Source organism: Porphyromonas macacae DSM 20710 = JCM 13914, assembly GCF_000379945.1.
In the GTDB taxonomy this organism is placed as follows: Bacteria; Bacteroidota; Bacteroidia; order Bacteroidales; family Porphyromonadaceae; genus Porphyromonas; species Porphyromonas macacae.
In genome coordinates this window covers 538882-556459 of the sequence record NZ_KB904124.1, presented here as the reverse complement: position 1 = coordinate 556459, position 17578 = coordinate 538882, and the positions used below count along the sequence as shown (strand labels likewise).

The window sequence follows — 17578 nt, the reverse complement described above, 5'->3', positions numbered from 1 at the left end:
GGTAAACACTCACCCTCTCTGTTTGATATAATAATTTTTATTTAGAAGCCAAGTTCTATTGAATATGAGTGTACTAACCACGGTAATACCGTAACCTGCACAGACATATAAGTGTCATCATTAGACAGCGGATCTTCCGGCTTAATAGGATTGTCTTTGGGGTCATCACCCGGTTTATTGGGATTTGGGTCCGGATTATTCGGATTTTCGGGATTGTTAGGATCTTTATCAGGTACAAGCGGATTCCAGTTTACACCGATAGATTTAAATCCGCTGATATGCACATGATATATATTGTTACGAACAACAGGAGAGTTCAACCACTCTTTATCATTCGCTTTATCCGGATTCAACCAGGCAAAATAGAGAACTTTACCATGCACATATCTATTAGCATTCATTCCTAAAACACCTCCGGCTTCAGGGTCACGTACAGATTTCATATCAACATAGAACTTACCATTGGTTCCCACATAAAAATCATCACCTGGTTTATAATTGGGCACTTTTCCTCCACCATTTGATTGAGAATAAGTTTTTCCATGGTCTGCAAAAATCGTTACTTCAGGTGTAAATTTAGCACGAATCAAAATATAAGCTGTATTACCCTTCTTATATTCGCTAACGCCTTTTGCTCCAAACTTATGAGTATTTGGCAACAAAAATTTACCGGCCAAACTCTTTTCTAATTCTCCAGTAACGGTTCCTAATTTTTTTTGATATTGATCAATTGTAGCCAACTTTGTTCCACTAATTTTTTTCTTATCCCCGTTATATTCTTCCCACAAACCGGTATAATCATAATATTCATTAGAAGGTTTAGAATGAAAAGTGGAAGCATCAGGAACAAACATGCTCCCAGGTGTTTTCCATGTGTTAGAGTTATTACCCTCATTTTTACTTATAAAAACTTGACGCTCTCCCTGAGCCACCACATAACGAATTTCACTCAATGTGCCAATTTTTTCTTGGGTCTTTTTATCTTTAATCTCATAGTTTTCCGCACTAATAGAAACCATAACCCGAGCAACAGCCCTTTCAACCTCAACTTTCGCCTGATTTTTCACTCCACTTAAGGCATCTTGTTCTGCAACATATTTCTCCAATTTAATTTTATCAGAAGGTTTCAAGCAGGTCATCATGATAGTTTCATCTTTTTGACCATTTTTCTTTGCAATCTTTCCAGCTGCTGTTTTATCGAAAGTTATATTGGCCGTACCTAAAGCCTCATCTTTCGTTAAAAGTTCTAATACTTGTTTATATTTAGCTGCAAAATCTGAAGCTGAAACATTCTCCAGCAATTGTATTGCTTTATCTGGAGCATTAAGCAATACATACACTTGAACTTCTTTATCCACGAGATTAGTCACCTTTATCCCTTTCTTAGGTGTAAGCACGACCTTACCTTGTCCTCCAGGAGCAGGAGTAGGATCATTATAATAATCTGCATAAGTCAAATTCCCTGTTTTCTCTACTGCAAGGGATTGATCTGTTGGAACCATATATATGGCTACCTTTTCAATAACATCTTTTCCTGCCCATTTACCCACATAGTTAAAATCAGGCTCATTCTTGTCCTGTCCATCCTCTGCGCGAAAACTTCCCATGGGCATATTAAGCGAAAGGGCCATATAAGTTTTTGCCTCCTTTTCTTGAGAAGCGTTCGGTTCCTTTTCATTGTTACAAGAAACCAACCCGAGAGTAAGCAGCACACCTACACCGAGTAAAAAGAATTTGTTAATAATTTTCATTTCAATAATAATTTAAGTTCTTGACTATATTCTCTATAGAATTTATTGCTTCATTTACGTTCTCCCACAAATCAGATCTTATAAGAATTACAAGAGAAATTCTATTTGTTTGTTGAGTTCAATAACCGATTTAAAAGATTTTAACAACAGATCTCTAAGTTCACTTAGAATTAAAACGCTCTCTTTATAATAATAAAACAGCAAAAGCCCCAAATCTTACTAATAAACACCTAAAATTGTAAAATACTTAAACAAAGGTAATACATTTTTTTATACAAACAACAAGATTAACATAATTTGATTACAAAAAAACAAAGAGAAAACATTTTTCCTGAATTTTCTCGATCCAAAAGTAAATAAATGCAACTAAATTGATAAAAACATTATGTAAAATATCGAACAAAAAAACACTAATACCCCAAAACCGTAAATTTCAAAAAGGTACTTTCAAGCATATTACATATTAAGTTTTTAATACAAATAGAACTTATAAATAGGTCTTATATTTATGGAAATTATTTCTTCTGAAACACAATTGAAAAACAAATTAAAACAAGATTCATGAGAAGGTTCAGATCGACTGCAGAACATAAAATCATACAAAGTATGTCCCAAAAGGAGAAGAAGCTAGAGAATACAATGGTGAAAGACTTCTTTGGGGTTATGAAATCCCAACTGCTTTGTGCTGAAAGATTTGAATCTCAAAAAGCTCCTTTATGAAAGGATTAGAGGATTATATCGTGTATTATAACGACGACAGAATTAAATCGAGATTAAAAGTAAAGAACTCGGTGCAATACCGAGTTCTTTTCAATAATTTACTGTCAACTTTTTTAGGTGCAGTTCAGTTTTTCCGTTATCTCCACCCAAATAAAATTCCGATATCTACTATTTTACATTTTTAGAATTCTTTTTGCGTCTTTATCTCCTTTTTCAGCAGCAGTTTTCAGAATCTTCTCTGCTTGGATTTCATCTCCCTGCATGTGATAAGCGATTGCCATCGGCAATAGAGCACGCACGTCTGCCATGTGAGGTTGAAGCACATTCAAAGCTTTGGCTGCATCTTGTTTGTATTGCAACAAAGCATTGGCATAATTCAATGCGGCGATCACATCCGACGGAAATTGTTTATAAGCAGCTTCATATACACCTAGTACATCTTTACCTTTACTAAGGTTAAATTTTGCCAAACGATACATTTCATTCTGACTTAACAACCCTGGTTTTGTATCGAAGATCTCAGGGATTTCTTCGATTGTATAGGGTCGCACAGCATAACCCATCCGGAAAGTTGTACGGCGTAAAGGAGGGTAGAAATCTTTCAGCAATTGAATATAAACACGACCATTATCAAGTTTTTTTATGTCGGCTTCACGCTCTTTATCTGTTTTATATTTATCTATGATGGCTACAACCTCGGATGCATAGTCTATATCAGATTCAACAACAGCTTTGCGTAAACCAGCCCAATCTTCCCCCTCACTGTTCACGCGAAAAGCGGGAGCCTTCTTTACGCCAGGGTGTTTACTCTTGACATATACAGCCAAGGTATTTGCACGACGCTCAGAGAGTATACGATTTGAATTAAAGTCTCCCTCAGGTGAAGCATAGCCCGTCACAAAAACCTGATCCAATGTGGTCCCTTTCATCTTTAATGCCTCAATGACAAAGTTATCTAAACGACTAAGTTCATGAGCATTATTTTCAAAGTTGGTTTGCAAATCATATCTGGCAACAACAAAATTCACTTTACTTTCAAAAGATTCTTCATAACGCTTGACAGCAACTGCAGCCGGCTCTATATAGCTGTATTTATAATCTTGAGAAGAAAACAAAGGAATGTTTGCCTTATCAACTGTCGAAGACAGTTCAACTTTTCGACAATTGGCACAACCAAAAATTTCTTCACGGACTTTTAGATGACTCTGTGCCATCCAACGTTCAAAAGGTATATGTTGACTAATTATAATATCACCGGTTTTATGTATATCAGAGACTTTGACAGGCTCTACTTGAGGAAGTCGATTCAGAGACGATTCATTCCCAAGCCTTTTATGGCGTTTCAATACGCGAAAACGCTTATTCCCCGCTATTGCTATAGGCTTCAATTCCGTACGGTAAACACTGTCTTTAGACACCAAAGAAGGGAAAACATACATTATTTCTTGAGAACGAATCATTTTGGAGGGCTTTATGGACATATGCACACTAAACATCTTTCCATCAGCACTACGCTCCATTCTAATATCTTGATATTGGTTCTGTAGCTCCTGAGCTTGTCCGGCAAAGACACTAATAGCTAAAACCACAGCAAATGCTATTGACTTGTAAATTGTAACTTTCATTATATTGAGTTTTTATTATTCTGTTTTGAAACTCTATTTTTCTGATCGAAAGCTCTCATCGGCCCTATATGAAGACTTATATATGAATCATAACCGATATTGCAGCTAAGTGAGATTATTTAAGGAAGTATATCAATGACAATGTAGCTTTTGTTGGTCCCAAATAATTTGCTTTGCCATCATTTAGCTTTTCTCCACAAGTCGTACATTTATACTTGTCATAATGGATACGTGCATAACCGCCACCGATAGAGGCTTCTATATTGAATCGATCCGATACGACCCACTGATAACCAATACTGATACCACCGCCATAGAAATATCCTTCATACCGGTGATTTTCCATTTCGCTTTTCTTATGATCCAAAATAAATGGGATGTCTATACCTCCTACATTCATTTGTCCTCCATGGGCGTGCAATCCGAAGAACCAACCGTTAAAAACGTCACAAGTCCAATAACGCAACTCAGGTTGCACAAGCCAATGGCTCCATTTGGTGCTTTTGTAATTAGAGCTACCTGGATCTTTTGTATAAAAGAAAAAATTGGCTCCAATTTGAGTGTCTAATGTCCATTTTCTTCCAAGAGACATTTCCAACGAAATATTCGGGGTTAATATGGCATCATAGGCCAAGTTGTTTTTCAAAGCCAAACGCTGAGAAAAAACTGTCGTCGGTAGCAAAATTGCCAGTATAATCAGAATTTTTTTCATCGACTTATAAAATATCTAAAACATTATCGTTTACTCTCGTATATCCTATATTTAACAGAGTCCGGCTTGCGACTTCTTATATTCGTTTGCTCTCATCTATATAGCATCAACATAGATCTTGTATAAATTTATTGACAAAGATAAGAAATTTTATGAAAAATAAGGAGACATTTTACAAATATTGCGAATTTACAGATTCTTAAATACAAAGCATAGCGATTATATAGCTATCAAAAGCAGAGAGGTCACATTTTTTAACAATCTTGATGGACTCTTGGCCAAGAGAAAGCCAACAATGATTCCGAATATAACATTGATGATAAAACCGTTCATATTTCTAATATATGGTTGTGCTAAACCCCAGCACAATGCTGTATAAAAAAGCGGGAGAGTATCGAAAAACGACACCCTCCCGCCATTAGATCACAATCTCTAGATTCTTATTTATCCAACAGGATTTCAAGAACTTTACATGCCGAATAAGCAACCGGCGTACCGGGGCCGAAAATAGCGGCCACGCCCGCTTCATAGAGGAAATCATAGTCCTGCGCAGGAATTACGCCTCCGGCGGTAACCAGAATATCGGGACGGCCAAGTTTCTTCAACTCTTCGATTACCTGAGGAATCAAAGTTTTGTGGCCGGCAGCCAACGAACTGACACCCATTACATGTACGTCATTCTCGACAGCCTGACGGGCAGACTCTTCGGGAGTTTGGAAAAGCGGTCCCATATCCACGTCAAAGCCGCAGTCTGCATAACCTGTAGCAACCACCTTGGCTCCACGGTCGTGACCATCCTGTCCCATCTTGGCAATCATGATACGGGGTTGACGACCCTCTTTCTTCGCAAATTCCTCTGCCAGTTCTTTGGCACGAAGGAAATCTTTGTCTTGTCCTGATTCTGCTGAATACACACCTGAAATTGTTCTGATTACTGCATTATAACGGCCTACCACACTTTCGCAGGCATCTGAGATTTCACCCAGACTGGCACGCAAGGATGCGGCCTTAACTGCCAGATCAAGCAAGTTGCCTTTTTTTGTTTTTACACACTCTGTAATAGCGGCCAATGCTTTCTGTACGGCTTCTTCATCACGGTCTTTGCGCAGCTCTCTCAGACGTTCGATCTGCTGATTACGCACAGAGGTATTGTCGATTTCAAGAATATCGATGGGATCTTCTTTTTCCAAACGATACTTGTTAACCCCGATGATCACCTGCTGGTTAGAGTCGATACGGGCCTGAGTTCTTGCTGCAGCCTCTTCGATTCTCATTTTGGGCAAACCGGTTTCAATAGCCTTAGCCATACCACCCACTTTCTCTACTTCCTGAATCAGGTGCCATGCCTTATCCACGAGTTCCTTGGTCAAAGATTCCACATAATAAGAACCGCCCCATGGGTCGATTTCCTTACAAATCATGGTTTCTTCCTGAATATAGATCTGCGTATTACGGGCAATACGTGCGGAGAAGTCGGTAGGCAATGCGATAGCCTCATCGAGAGCATTCGTGTGCAAAGACTGTGTGTGTCCGAGAGCAGCGGCCATAGCTTCGATACAGGTACGGCCGACGTTGTTGAACGGGTCTTGCTCAGTCAATGACCAACCGGATGTCTGGCTGTGCGTACGCAAAGCCAAAGATTTTTGATTTTCGGGATTAAAACTCGATACGATCTTGGCCCAAAGCATACGTGCAGCACGCATCTTGGCAATCTCCATAAAGTGATTCACACCGATGGCCCAGAAGAAAGAAAGACGCGGAGCAAATTTATCCACAGGGATACCGGCAGCAATACCGGCACGCAGATACTGCAAACCGTCGGACAGCGTATAAGCCATCTCGATATCGGCTGTAGCACCCGCCTCCTGCATGTGATAGCCGGAGATGGAAATCGAGTTGAACTTAGGCATATTCTGAGAGGTATACTCGAAGATATCGGCGATAATACGCATAGAGAATTCGGGCGGATAAATATAGGTGTTACGCACCATGAATTCTTTCAAAATATCGTTCTGAATAGTACCTGCCATTTCTTCCAATTTAGCTCCCTGCTCCAAACCGGCATTGATATAGAATGCCATAATGGGTAAAACAGCTCCATTCATAGTCATGGAAACAGACATCTTATTCAAAGGAATGCCATCGAAAAGAATTTTCATGTCTTCCAACGAACAGATCGATACGCCGGCCTTTCCGACGTCACCCACTACACGGGGGTGATCGGCATCATAACCCCGGTGAGTAGCCAGGTCGAAAGCTACGGAAAGCCCCTTCTGGCCGGAAGCCAGGTTTCTACGGTAGAAAGCATTAGACTCTTCGGCCGTAGAGAAACCGGCATACTGACGGATGGTCCATGGTCTGATAGCGTACATACCGCTATACGGACCACGAAGGAAAGGAGGCAGACCGGACACATAATCCAAGTGCTCCATACCCTCAAGGTCTGCTTCCGTATAAACGGGTTTAACCTTGATCTGCTCCGGAGTGTTCCAGCTTGCAACGACTTGTTTTTCTTTTGCCCATTGACTCGCATCTACATCGGCAAAGCCGGCGGACTTGATATCTATATCTTTATAATTAGGTCTCATTTTAATCTCTTGCTTTTGATTATCAATACGGAAACTTATTTTACACCGAGAATTTTGTTAAACTCGCGAAGCATCTCAAGTACGTTCGAACGCACATGACAGAAGTATTTAATGCCTTTTTCCTGCAATTGCTCCGTGCAGGCAGGATTTCCGGCAATCACCAAAGGAACGCGATTGTTAATACAATCGAATGCTTCGGGACCATATTGTTCGTATTCATCATCACTTGAGCAGAGAACGATAACATCGGCTTTGGCTTCCATGGCGGCATCCACACCGGCCTGTACGGATTCAAAACCTAAATTATCTATGATTTTATAACCGGCACATGCAAAGAAGTTACCGGAGAATTGAGAACGCGCCAAACGCATAGCCAGATTACCGATAGTGAGCATAAAGACTTTAGGTTGCTTGCCACTATGCTCGGTAGCCAGACGAAGTTCTTCAAAATCGGAAGCACCGCGGCTGAAGTTCAACTTCTCGATATTACCGCTGCAATCGTGCCCGCTGCCACAACATGATTTCTCTTCTAAAGGTTTTTGAATCTTGTTGCCTGCAGCTTCCGTGAAATTGGGGAATTGATTCGTCCCCAGCAAAACTTCTTTACGGGTACCGATGGCCTGATGTCTTTTGCTATTGGATGTATTGATAACCTTCTGTACGGAACCGGCCTCCGCAGCAACGGTAAAACCGCCTTCATCTATCACATTCAGGAAAACAGACCATGCCTGCGTGGCGATGCTGCTCGTCAGTTCCTCAATATAATAGGAGCCGGCCCCCGGGTCTATCACTTTGTCGAAGTGACTTTCTTCTTTCAACAGTAATTGCTGATTACGTGCAATACGCTCAGAGAAATCGTCCGGTTCTTTATAAGGTTTATCGAAAGGTACTACGGTAATGGAATCGACCCCTGCCAACGATGCGGACATAACTTCCGTTTGAGAGCGAAGCATATTTACATAAGAGTCGAAAATCGTCTGGTTCCACTCCGATGTACGGGCATGCTGATGAATCTTTGCAGTTTCATTCTTATACTCATCGCCATAAGCGCCGATAATCTCGGCCCATAACCAGCGGGCAGCACGGAATTTGGCCAACTCCATAAAATAGTTGGCACCGACACCGAAGTTGAACTTTATACGAGAAGCGATTTCCTTCACAGACAATCCGGCATCGGTCAGTTTATCCACAAACTCGGCGCCCCAGGCCAAAGCATAACCCAGCTCCTGCGTAATGAAAGCTCCTGCATTATTCAATATGTAAGCATTGACATTTAGAATACGGTATTGAGGGAGCGGCTTGATGGCATCCATAAGATTTTTGGCCATCTCCACCCAGTTGGCATTACTGCGGCCTTTCTGCAAAGGCTTCTTGAATGCATCATAATTGACAGAGCCACGACACTCGCTGAGGTTGGCACCGCTCTTCTTGAAGTATTCGACCAAAAGGGGTACGAATGCTTCCATCACGCCATGACAGCAAGAGAAGTTCAGCTCCACCGCTTCCGGACAAATACCGGCAAGCAGCGTTGCTATACTCTCCGCATTCACATGAGCACGTTTAATCTTAAAACCCAAAGAAGTAATACCCTTATTCAGAATATCCAAGGCCTTTTTATTAGCCTCTTTCAGGTCTTCCACCTCTATATCCTGACGAACCAGCCACTCATTATCCATACGGGTTGAGCGAACGTACGGATACTCTGCCGGCATAACTTTGGGCGTTTTAAGATCTTTCAGGTTTTCTCTACGATAAAAAGCTTTTACATCGAAGCCTTCATTGGTGTGCCAGGTCATTTTCTTTTCAAAAGGCACCCCTTTTAGATCGGCTGTAATTTTAGCCACCCAAGCCTCGGTAGAAACAGCCGGGAAAGCAGAGAACAACCGTTCTTTCTCATTAGCCATAACAATATATTTTAGTGATTAGAAAAATCAGAGCAAATAAAATAACGGAATAATTTCCGTAATGCAAAGATACCAAAAACAACAAATATGTAAACAGAAAAGAAGTAAAACCCGTTATCATAACGATCATTCCCGATACTGTCGCTGTTTGTGCAACACATTATAAATCTGTTCGAGGTCCAGCTCATTCCGACGCGTAAATACAGACCCGTGGGCCGTACAAAGCAATCTCAGCATCTGCCTTAAAGAATCTTTCTGTTCGTACAGAAGCGGTGCCGACAGAGCATTCGCACTCAAACGAAGTACGGGAAATACAGATATCAACTCCTTTCGTCCTTTCGGAGTGATGAACACACGCACACTCCGTTTATCATTCATATCCGGCTCCTCCTCGATAAGTCCGTATTTTTTGAGACGCCGGATAATTTCCGAACCGGAGGTCTTTTCCATACAATTCCTGTTATTCAGCTCGGTTTTGGTCAATCCGTCTTCCGACAGTAAAGTTACCAAATAAGTATATTCGTCTTCTGTCTGCAAATACGCAGAAGCGGCCAAAGCCTTTTTCATATAGGTACGCGAATAACGATGAAGCATGGAAATATCTTTTGCAATGCCGGCATCACAAAGATCTTCCGTGTTCTTATCTTCAAAACGAACCGTTCGTTGCTTTCTCTGCACGATGCCGTTCATAAAAGCTAAAAAACCGTCGACATTAAACTCATCGGCATGCTGTACCGTTCTCTCAAAAAGTTCAACATAATCCAGTAATGCCACAATAAGCTCTTTGGATTTCATAAAGCAATCTTCTTTTATTCGTCCGTAAATGTACCATTATTCCCCTTAATCACAATATCTGTTCACAATTTGTTAAATAATTAAGTATTGTGCGATTAGTCCTATCTTTGCATCCATAATTATTTCTGAATAAACATTGAACGATGAAATACTTGATAGTCGGATTGGGCAACATCGGTGAAGAATATCTGGGCACTCGTCATAACATAGGTTTCAGGATGGTTAATGCCGTAGCTCAAAAATCAAATGCAACATTTAAGGAGGAACGCTACGGGGCCATTGCAAGATGCCGGGTCAAGAATGCAGAATTGATTCTCCTAAAGCCCTCTACTTATATGAATCTAAGCGGAGAAGCGGTAAGATACTGGATGAAAAAAGAAAACATCGGCATCGAACAGATACTGATACTCGTGGATGATCTGGCCTTGCCTTTCGGAGCTCTCAGACTTAAAGGAAATGGTAGCGACGCAGGGCATAACGGGCTTAAAAACATAGCAGAGATTACAGGAACTCAAAAATATGCACGCCTGAGATTCGGAATCGGCAATGATTTTCCAAAAGGAAGACAGGTGGCATTCGTTTTGAGCCGCTTTCCCGTAGAAGAAGAGGAACGTTTGCCCGAGATACTCGAAACGGTGGTAAATATTGTACACAGCTTCTGCCTTCAGGGTATCGAAAGAACGATGAATCAGTTCAATAAAAAGTAAACTCTCATCGCACATACGGTTTTCAACTTCTTCCGCTCCTGCAGAAAGCTTCTCAACCATACAACAAACAAGGGTTCCATAAAATCATTTTATAGAACCCTTGCTTTTATTTCGTTCGAACCAATGGCTTACTTTTTTATACCTAACGATGCTTTTACTTTTTCAGTCAAGTCTATAGCCGCATTGCCGGCATACAACATCATTGCAGACTCCATGACATAAGTGCAGTTTTCAGCATCAGCAACTTTTTTAATTGCACCCTGTATCTTCACCTGAATAGGCTGCAGCAACTGCTGTTGCTGTTTTTGCAGATCTTCCTGCATAACCTGATAAGATTGCTGAATACGGGTTTGAATATCTTGCAATTCCTGTTGACGACGCAAGCGGATATTTTCCACCAAACCTTCCTGCTCTTTGGCAAATGCTTCTACTTTCTTGTTATACTCATCACGCATTCCGTTCAGATCGGTATCGTATTTTTTTGCCAAATCGTTCATTTTATCATTGGCAACTTTCACTTCAGGCATACCGGCCATCACTTCTTGTGTGTTAACAATACCGATTTTCTGCTGAGCCATCAGGCCGATTGGCAATAACAAAAGTAAAGCCAAAAACATTTTCTTCATAAATCTATTTATTAAAGTTATTTGCGTTGATATTTACCATCCAAACGAATCGGGCACAAAGATACTAAAGTATTCTTTCAGTAAAACGCAAACGAATTATTTTTATTGTTTCTTCTTAATAACGGCTATTTCTTTATTCCCAATTTAGAAAGTACAGAATTACTGATATCCATACCCGGATCTGCATAAACGATTTTGGAAGAGGATCGATCGAAGATCAAAGCCAGACCATTATCCGTGGCAATAGATTTCAACACTTTCCATACAGCATCCTCAACACCGTTCATATATGAATTGCGCTTCTTTTCCAATTCTCCTTCCGGACCGAAATATTTCATACGCAGTTCATACAACTCTTTATCCTTAGCTACGATAGCATCTTCCTGACCTTTCTTTTGAGCAGCAGACAATTTGGCTTTATTCAACTGATAGCTTTTGTACATCTCTTCGGATTGCTTCTGCAGGGCATCCAGTTCGGCCTGATATTGCTTGGACATTTTTTCAAGTTCTTTATTTGCCTGTTGATATGCCGGAATATTCTTCATAATATATTCCATATCCACCAAAGCATAGCTCTGAGCCGACGCTGCCCATGAAGCAAACAACACAACGGCTATCGTCAATAATATCTTTTTCATCTCTCTTTATTTTTGATTGGTTAATGTTTCTGTTTATCTATATAGATTATGATCGGGGTATAAAGTTTACTTTTACCCCCTGAACCGAGCTCGTTTTTCGTTTAGATATCCCGTCCCAATACAAAGTGGATATTGCTTCCACCCCTTTCGCCAAACGGATTGGGTCTGTCGAATCCATACGCCCAGTCGATACCCACCAAGCCCACCATAGGCAGTGTGATACGCACACCGACCCCGGCAGAACGTCTGAGATCGAACGGATTATAGTCATCCAGATTGAACCAGGCATTACCGGCTTCGACAAAAGCCAAAGCCCAGATATTGGTCTGCCCCTGGAACAATAACGGATAGCGTAACTCCATGGACATTTTCATATAAGAGTTGGCATAGTTGTAATTAACCCCGGCGATGGAACCATTCTTATAGCCTCGCAAACCGATGGTTTCGCTCGTATAGCTGCCCGTATAGCCGGCCATCATATCGCCACCCATATAATACCGTCCGAAAGGAGAACGCTTATACTTATCATAACTGGTTATGATACCCCCTTCGACACGGGCCATCATAACAGGCGTACGGGTTACAGTAGCCGGATTGGCCAGAGGAACAAAAATCTTCCCCGAATACTTCCATTTTACATATTCGATCAGATTATACCGCTCTCCATCCGTAAGGTTAGGGTTGCTGTAATCTTTCTTGTCAAACAGAGAGTACGGAGGAGTAGCCGAAACCGAGACCATAAACTCCGAACCTCTGCGGGTAAAGATAGGGTTGTCGATAGAGTTACGTGTCAGTCTCAGCTCCAGGTTAAGGTCATTGGCAGATCCGTTATGGAAATCATCAAAAGTGCGCGGCGTCCAATTTTTCAACACATAGCGGGTATAATTGAGCGATGCATAAAACTGGAACCAGTTGTCCGGCCAGTTCAATCTCTTTCCATATCCCAGTGAAACGCCGATCATCGTCAAAGACTTGTCGGGGTCAAATGAGTTCTCATACAGCCCACCCATATTTTGATACGGATTATAACCTCCGGGGTAACCGTAGCCATAACCACCGTAGCCATAGCCATAGCCACCATAGCCGTAACCGCCATTAGGATAATAGAAGTCACCTATTGCATTGTTGTAATACTTCGTGTCTATATCCGACATGTGTGAAACGAAAGCGCTGACACTGAAAAAATTAGGTCTCTTGCCTCCGAACCATGGGTCGGAAAAAGAAAAACTAAACTGGCTGTAATATTTACCATTGGTCTGACCGCTAAGCGAAAGTGTCTGTCCGTCGCCCTGCGGTATGATGCCCTTATACATGGATGGTCTAAAGAGATTGCGCATGGAAAAGTTAGTAAACTTTACCCCCACACGTCCCACCAAACCGGTTTGGCTCCAACCGATAGAAAGCTCCAACTGATCACTGCTCCGGGGCACCAGATTATATTCGATATCCACCGTTCCGTTTTCAGGATTGGGAACGGGGTTCGGAATTGATTTTTCGCCATCGAAGTGCCCCAACTGGTTAATCAGGCGGTAAGAGTTCATCAAATCCTCCTTACTGAAAAGCATACCGGGCTTGGTAAGCAACTCACGGCGCACCACATCCTCATACACCAGATTGTTACCATTGATAATCACCTTGTTGATGGTAGCCTGCTTACCTTCGTTGATACGAATTTCAAGAGAAACGGAGTCATTCTTGACATTCGTTTCCACCGGGTCCATATTCGTGAAGATGTAGCCGTTATTATAGTAAAGGTTACCCACAGCATCTTCATCGGAATAAAGGCGATCTGTCAGTTTTTTCTGGTTGTACACATCCCCCGGTTTGATGCCCAGCAAACGCTGCAACAATTCGCCGTTGTATCTGGTATTTCCCACAAAGCGAATGTCTTTGATATGATATTTCTTCCCTTCGTCTATATTTATATAGATATTGATATGGTTGGGTTTGCCGGAAGGCACGATACTGTCCGAAACAATTTCGGCATCCCGGTAACCATATTCCTGATATTTTTTGATAATGTTTTCGAGGTCGTTTTTATATTCTTTATCCACCATTTTTTTTGCGCTGAAAATCTCTTTGATACTCGACAGGAAACGCCCTCTCGACAAAGAGAAGCCTTCATTGGTCTTCTTCATGGCACCTCTCAAACGATTATCGCTCAACGCCGTATTGCCACTGAAGAAAATATTGTCGATTTTCGTTTTCTTACTCTTTTCAATATGAATTTCCAGTTTAACATAGTCCTCCTGCTTTTCACTGGGTATCTGCTTGATTTTCATCGTCATATTACGATAGCCCTTTTCATCGTAATATTTCTTGATCAGTTGTTCCGTCTTATCGATGATATTCGGCGAAATCTGCATACCCTTACGCAGACCCACCCGATTTTCCAAATCCGAACGTTGCGAACCGGAAATACCCGTATAAGTGACGGATTCGATACGCGGCCGTTGGGTCAGACCGATTTCCAACCAGACCTTATCGCCCTGATAAGCCAAAACCACCACTCTGGCATTTGAGAAATATCCTTGCTTCATAAACTGATTCACGGCATTCGTCAAGGCATTACCCGGAATTTCTATTTTATCCCCCACAGAGATACCCGAGAGGCTCTCCAGCACATAGCTATCAAAGTTTTTAGCTCCGGTAATCACAATGCCCGCCACTGTTTTCATCGTCGGGTGCATATAGTCCAAAGACGGGGCATAAGTTATGGGGCCGTCTTTCGGATTGATCACAATGCTGTCGGCTGCCAAAGTCTTTTTCGCAGCCGCCTCCAAGTCTCCGTTTTGAGCCTTCGCCTGATGGAAGACACCCAAGCAGAGAACTGCCATAGCTAAGGAAACAAGTTTTTTTCTATACATATATCAGTTCGTCTCTATTCGATGACTTTATTTGCTGTTAATTATTGTTCTTGTGCAATCTGTTCGCTTGTTTTACCAAAACGTCTTTCCCGGCAATTATATTCTTCAATGGCTTTCAACAGATCGTCAGGTCCGAAATCCGGCCAAAAAACTTCTGTAAAATAAAGCTCCGAATAACTGATCTGCCACAACAGGAAATTACTGATGCGTTGCTCTCCGCCTGTTCTTATCAGCAGATCGGGTTCGGGATAACGGCTTGTATAAAGTTCGTTTTCAATGACTGCTTCATCGATTTCTGCGGGATTGATTTCGCCCTGCAAAGCTTTTTCGGCAAGACGGCGCACCATCCTAACCAATTCCTGCCTGCCCGAATAATTCAAGGCAACAACCAGCGTTATACGCTTATTCTGCGCCGTCGCTTCTTTCAGACCGGCCAGACTTTGCTGAATATTCGGAGAAAGGCGAGACTCATCGCCTATGGTTTCAAACCTCACACCATCTTTCTTCAACTGTTCGCGCTCGGCCACCAGATAATGCCCCAGCAGCTCCATCAAAGCACAGACTTCATCATCGGGGCGACTCCAGTTTTCTGTACTGAAAGCATATACGGTAAGCATCTTCACCCCACAATCGGCTGCAGCTTTCAACACATGACGCAAGGCATCGGCTCCGGCGGCATGCCCCTCATAACGGGGTTTATTTTGTTTTTTAGCCCACCGGCCATTACCATCCATTATGATGGCGATGTGATGCGGAGCTTTTATTTCTTGCATAATATCAGAAAGTCTGTTTTATCGAGAAATCAACTAAATAATGGAGAAACCGCTTATTTCACATCCAACTTCAGTGTACCCTGCCAAAGATCACGCTCCTGTTTACCGGCAGTCTTATTATAGCCTCCCATAAGGTAAATGTGTGCATGATCATTGGTCGTCTTGAATGCCACGATGTTTTTTGTGCGCACGCCATAATTTTCCGCGTTCGGAAGCATCACGGCATCCACACCTTTTTGCCACGTTTGGCCGAAATCGGTAGAAAAGTCTACGGTCAAACCACCATCGTCTTTTTTATAACTGTAATAATATAAGGTTTTCTTGTGCAAGAGCAAACTTCCTTTATACACAGAGGGTGAAATTTCAGAGTTTGCACTTTGCAAAAGCCAGTCCATACCATTAGTCGTATACCAGACAGCCGAAGAAGGCTTATCGGCCATACCACCGACCAAACGAATGGACTCGGTGTTGTAAGTCTTTATATTGATCGAAGAAAAAGAGCGAACAGGGAATACGGACGGGGCTACGCTATGCCTGCGGATCGCACCTCCTTCAAGGGTGACGAACGTATATTTGGCTGCCGGATCTGTTTTCTTGTAAGCCGAAAGTTCTTCAGGCGTAGCATTCACCAGCATAGCCGGTACTCCCACAGACTTTCCGGCCGTATTCAATACACCCAGCAATGCCACAATGCGGGTATCGAGAGCTACATTTTCCCAAGCAACACCATCGTTGGACTTAAACAGTTTGCCATCCGTATTTACGGCGAAGAAACTACCCTGCATCTCCGAAACCTGACACATAACACCTGTAAATCCCTGCAATGGCCGCTGTTGCCATTTTCCCGGTTCTTTATAATCGGCCACAAACAGTTTCGTCCGGTCCGTGGACAGGTAATAGAGAAGTTGTTCTTTGAAATTTATTACCGTATGATAGTCCCCCGATGTTTCAGGCATTCCGCTTTCAAACAGCCTTTTCCACAACAAAGTCTGCGGGTCGTATTGATATTGGTTTATCTTTAACCGGTATTCCTTTCTCTCATCAACACCCGGCATAGAGACTCTCAGATTAAAAACCCGATCGGTTCCTCCCAGCCAGATAGAGTCTTTGCCATCGTTTCGAAGCCTTTTATACTCATTGGTATTTTCTTTTGCAATTTCAGCAAAAGCCTTTTCAAACAATTCCAAAGAAATGGCCACGGAGTCCATTTTCGTGTAAAAACTGATCGGGATGGCATTGTATATCTCTCCTGTTTTCTGGTTAATCGAAAAGAAAACTTTTTCCAATTCAGGGATTTTCTTATTCTTAAGTCTCAGATGTCCAATCTGCACCCCCCCAAGCTCAATATCCTCAAATCCGTGTTCTTTATTGCAGCCCGGAAGAAACACTAAAGCAAAGACTCCGAGAATAAACAGAAGTCCGATATTACGAGAATGATTCATATATACTTTTTCAAGATGTAATAACCTGTGTTTACAATAAAAATCAATTTTATCAATTGGCAAATTTAGCAAGAAATATCAGACTCATCATCATACAACAGCCGCATAACCATATCGTACTCTGCTTTTACACGTTTCGTCATACCTGTCTACCTGATTTTCCACTGCTAAGCTAACAGTCATAAACATGCACAAACCGGATACCGTCTCTTTCTTTGAAAAACAAAAAAAAGAGACGGACACCATATTTAATTATTATACGCTGCAAAGCGTTCGTTTATTGCTCCCTACTCACCTCCCCGGCATAGCCCATCCTTTCAACATCAAACAGACAAAACAAATAGCTCTCTCAAAATCAACATCTTAAAGAAACGAAAATTCTCTGCCTGACGGTTCAAAATTCTTAGCGCTACGGATTTTCAACGAAGTT

General features: G+C 41.8%; 13 protein-coding genes. 2 read left to right on the top strand and 11 right to left on the bottom strand.

The window, feature by feature from the left end:
• Positions 1–41: 41 nt before the first annotated feature.
• Positions 42–1751: an Mfa1 family fimbria major subunit gene (locus tag A3GI_RS0102615; RefSeq protein ID WP_018359919.1), complete on the bottom strand. Its 1710-nt coding sequence runs from the start codon at positions 1749–1751 to the stop codon at positions 42–44.
• A 716-nt stretch (positions 1752–2467) separates the two neighbouring features.
• Between A3GI_RS0102615 and A3GI_RS11955 the strand changes: the two genes are divergently transcribed.
• Entirely contained in the window at positions 2468–2656 is a 189-nt protein-coding gene (locus A3GI_RS11955; RefSeq protein ID WP_018359917.1) for an IS3 family transposase, read from the top strand.
• On the opposite strand, the gene A3GI_RS0102595 is transcribed toward A3GI_RS11955, so the two are convergent.
• The 5 genes from A3GI_RS0102595 to A3GI_RS0102570 form a co-directional block, all read right to left on the bottom strand.
• Entirely contained in the window at positions 2645–4096 is a 1452-nt protein-coding gene (locus A3GI_RS0102595) for a DUF3868 domain-containing protein (RefSeq protein WP_018359916.1), read from the bottom strand. The two genes, A3GI_RS11955 and A3GI_RS0102595, sit on opposite strands and share 12 nt — an antisense overlap.
• A 115-nt stretch (positions 4097–4211) precedes the next feature.
• Complete coding sequence (locus A3GI_RS0102590) at positions 4212–4808, bottom strand: DUF3575 domain-containing protein (RefSeq protein ID WP_018359915.1); 597 nt, start codon at positions 4806–4808, stop codon at positions 4212–4214.
• Between the two features lie 440 nt (positions 4809–5248).
• Complete coding sequence (scpA, locus tag A3GI_RS0102585) at positions 5249–7396, bottom strand: methylmalonyl-CoA mutase (protein ID WP_018359914.1); 2148 nt, start codon at positions 7394–7396, stop codon at positions 5249–5251.
• 35 nt (positions 7397–7431) lie between these two features.
• Entirely contained in the window at positions 7432–9300 is a 1869-nt protein-coding gene (mutA, locus tag A3GI_RS0102580; protein WP_018359913.1) for a methylmalonyl-CoA mutase small subunit, read from the bottom strand.
• 126 nt (positions 9301–9426) lie between these two features.
• Positions 9427–10095, bottom strand: a complete 669-nt coding sequence (locus A3GI_RS0102570) for a MarR family winged helix-turn-helix transcriptional regulator (RefSeq protein WP_018359911.1) — start codon at positions 10093–10095, stop codon at positions 9427–9429.
• A 143-nt stretch (positions 10096–10238) separates the two neighbouring features.
• Between A3GI_RS0102570 and pth the strand changes: the two genes are divergently transcribed.
• The gene (pth, locus tag A3GI_RS0102565; RefSeq protein WP_018359910.1) at positions 10239–10802 is read left to right on the top strand and encodes an aminoacyl-tRNA hydrolase; all 564 of its coding nucleotides are present in this window, start codon (positions 10239–10241) and stop codon (positions 10800–10802) included.
• A 128-nt stretch (positions 10803–10930) separates the two neighbouring features.
• Here pth and A3GI_RS0102560 read toward each other — a convergent pair whose 3' ends face one another.
• The 5 genes from A3GI_RS0102560 to A3GI_RS0102540 all read right to left on the bottom strand — a co-directional run bounded on the left by A3GI_RS0102560 (position 10931) and on the right by A3GI_RS0102540 (position 17148).
• A complete protein-coding gene (locus A3GI_RS0102560; RefSeq protein WP_018359909.1) occupies positions 10931–11428 on the bottom strand; it encodes an OmpH family outer membrane protein in 498 nt (165 codons plus the stop codon).
• Between the two features lie 125 nt (positions 11429–11553).
• Entirely contained in the window at positions 11554–12066 is a 513-nt protein-coding gene (locus A3GI_RS0102555) for an OmpH family outer membrane protein (RefSeq protein ID WP_018359908.1), read from the bottom strand.
• A gap of 101 nt (positions 12067–12167) precedes the next feature.
• Positions 12168–14903, bottom strand: a complete 2736-nt coding sequence (gene bamA, locus A3GI_RS0102550) for an outer membrane protein assembly factor BamA (protein ID WP_018359907.1) — start codon at positions 14901–14903, stop codon at positions 12168–12170.
• Between the two features lie 71 nt (positions 14904–14974).
• Positions 14975–15706, bottom strand: coding sequence for an isoprenyl transferase (locus A3GI_RS0102545; RefSeq protein ID WP_018359906.1), 732 nt, complete (start codon positions 15704–15706; stop codon positions 14975–14977).
• A 53-nt stretch (positions 15707–15759) separates the two neighbouring features.
• Positions 15760–17148 carry a DUF6242 domain-containing protein gene (locus tag A3GI_RS0102540; RefSeq protein WP_018359905.1) on the bottom strand — a complete coding sequence of 463 codons (1389 nt, stop codon included), beginning with the start codon at positions 17146–17148 and terminating at the stop codon, positions 15760–15762.
• Between the last annotated feature and the right edge of the window lie 430 nt (positions 17149–17578).

What these genes read in the sequence shown, in the direction of transcription:
- A3GI_RS0102615 (WP_018359919.1), bottom strand. Translation starts at nt 1,751, where the DNA reads ATGAAAATTATTAACAAATTCTTTTTACTCGGTGTAGGTGTGCTGCTT.
- A3GI_RS11955 (WP_018359917.1), top strand. Translation starts at nt 2,468, where the DNA reads ATGAAAGGATTAGAGGATTATATCGTGTATTATAACGACGACAGAATT.
- A3GI_RS0102595 (WP_018359916.1), bottom strand. Translation starts at nt 4,096, where the DNA reads ATGAAAGTTACAATTTACAAGTCAATAGCATTTGCTGTGGTTTTAGCT.
- A3GI_RS0102590 (WP_018359915.1), bottom strand. Translation starts at nt 4,808, where the DNA reads ATGAAAAAAATTCTGATTATACTGGCAATTTTGCTACCGACGACAGTT.
- scpA (WP_018359914.1), bottom strand. Translation starts at nt 7,396, where the DNA reads ATGAGACCTAATTATAAAGATATAGATATCAAGTCCGCCGGCTTTGCC.
- mutA (WP_018359913.1), bottom strand. Translation starts at nt 9,300, where the DNA reads ATGGCTAATGAGAAAGAACGGTTGTTCTCTGCTTTCCCGGCTGTTTCT.
- A3GI_RS0102570 (WP_018359911.1), bottom strand. Translation starts at nt 10,095, where the DNA reads ATGAAATCCAAAGAGCTTATTGTGGCATTACTGGATTATGTTGAACTT.
- pth (WP_018359910.1), top strand. Translation starts at nt 10,239, where the DNA reads ATGAAATACTTGATAGTCGGATTGGGCAACATCGGTGAAGAATATCTG.
- A3GI_RS0102560 (WP_018359909.1), bottom strand. Translation starts at nt 11,428, where the DNA reads ATGAAGAAAATGTTTTTGGCTTTACTTTTGTTATTGCCAATCGGCCTG.
- A3GI_RS0102555 (WP_018359908.1), bottom strand. Translation starts at nt 12,066, where the DNA reads ATGAAAAAGATATTATTGACGATAGCCGTTGTGTTGTTTGCTTCATGG.
- bamA (WP_018359907.1), bottom strand. Translation starts at nt 14,903, where the DNA reads ATGGCAGTTCTCTGCTTGGGTGTCTTCCATCAGGCGAAGGCTCAAAAC.
- A3GI_RS0102545 (WP_018359906.1), bottom strand. Translation starts at nt 15,706, where the DNA reads ATGCAAGAAATAAAAGCTCCGCATCACATCGCCATCATAATGGATGGT.
- A3GI_RS0102540 (WP_018359905.1), bottom strand. Translation starts at nt 17,148, where the DNA reads ATGAATCATTCTCGTAATATCGGACTTCTGTTTATTCTCGGAGTCTTT.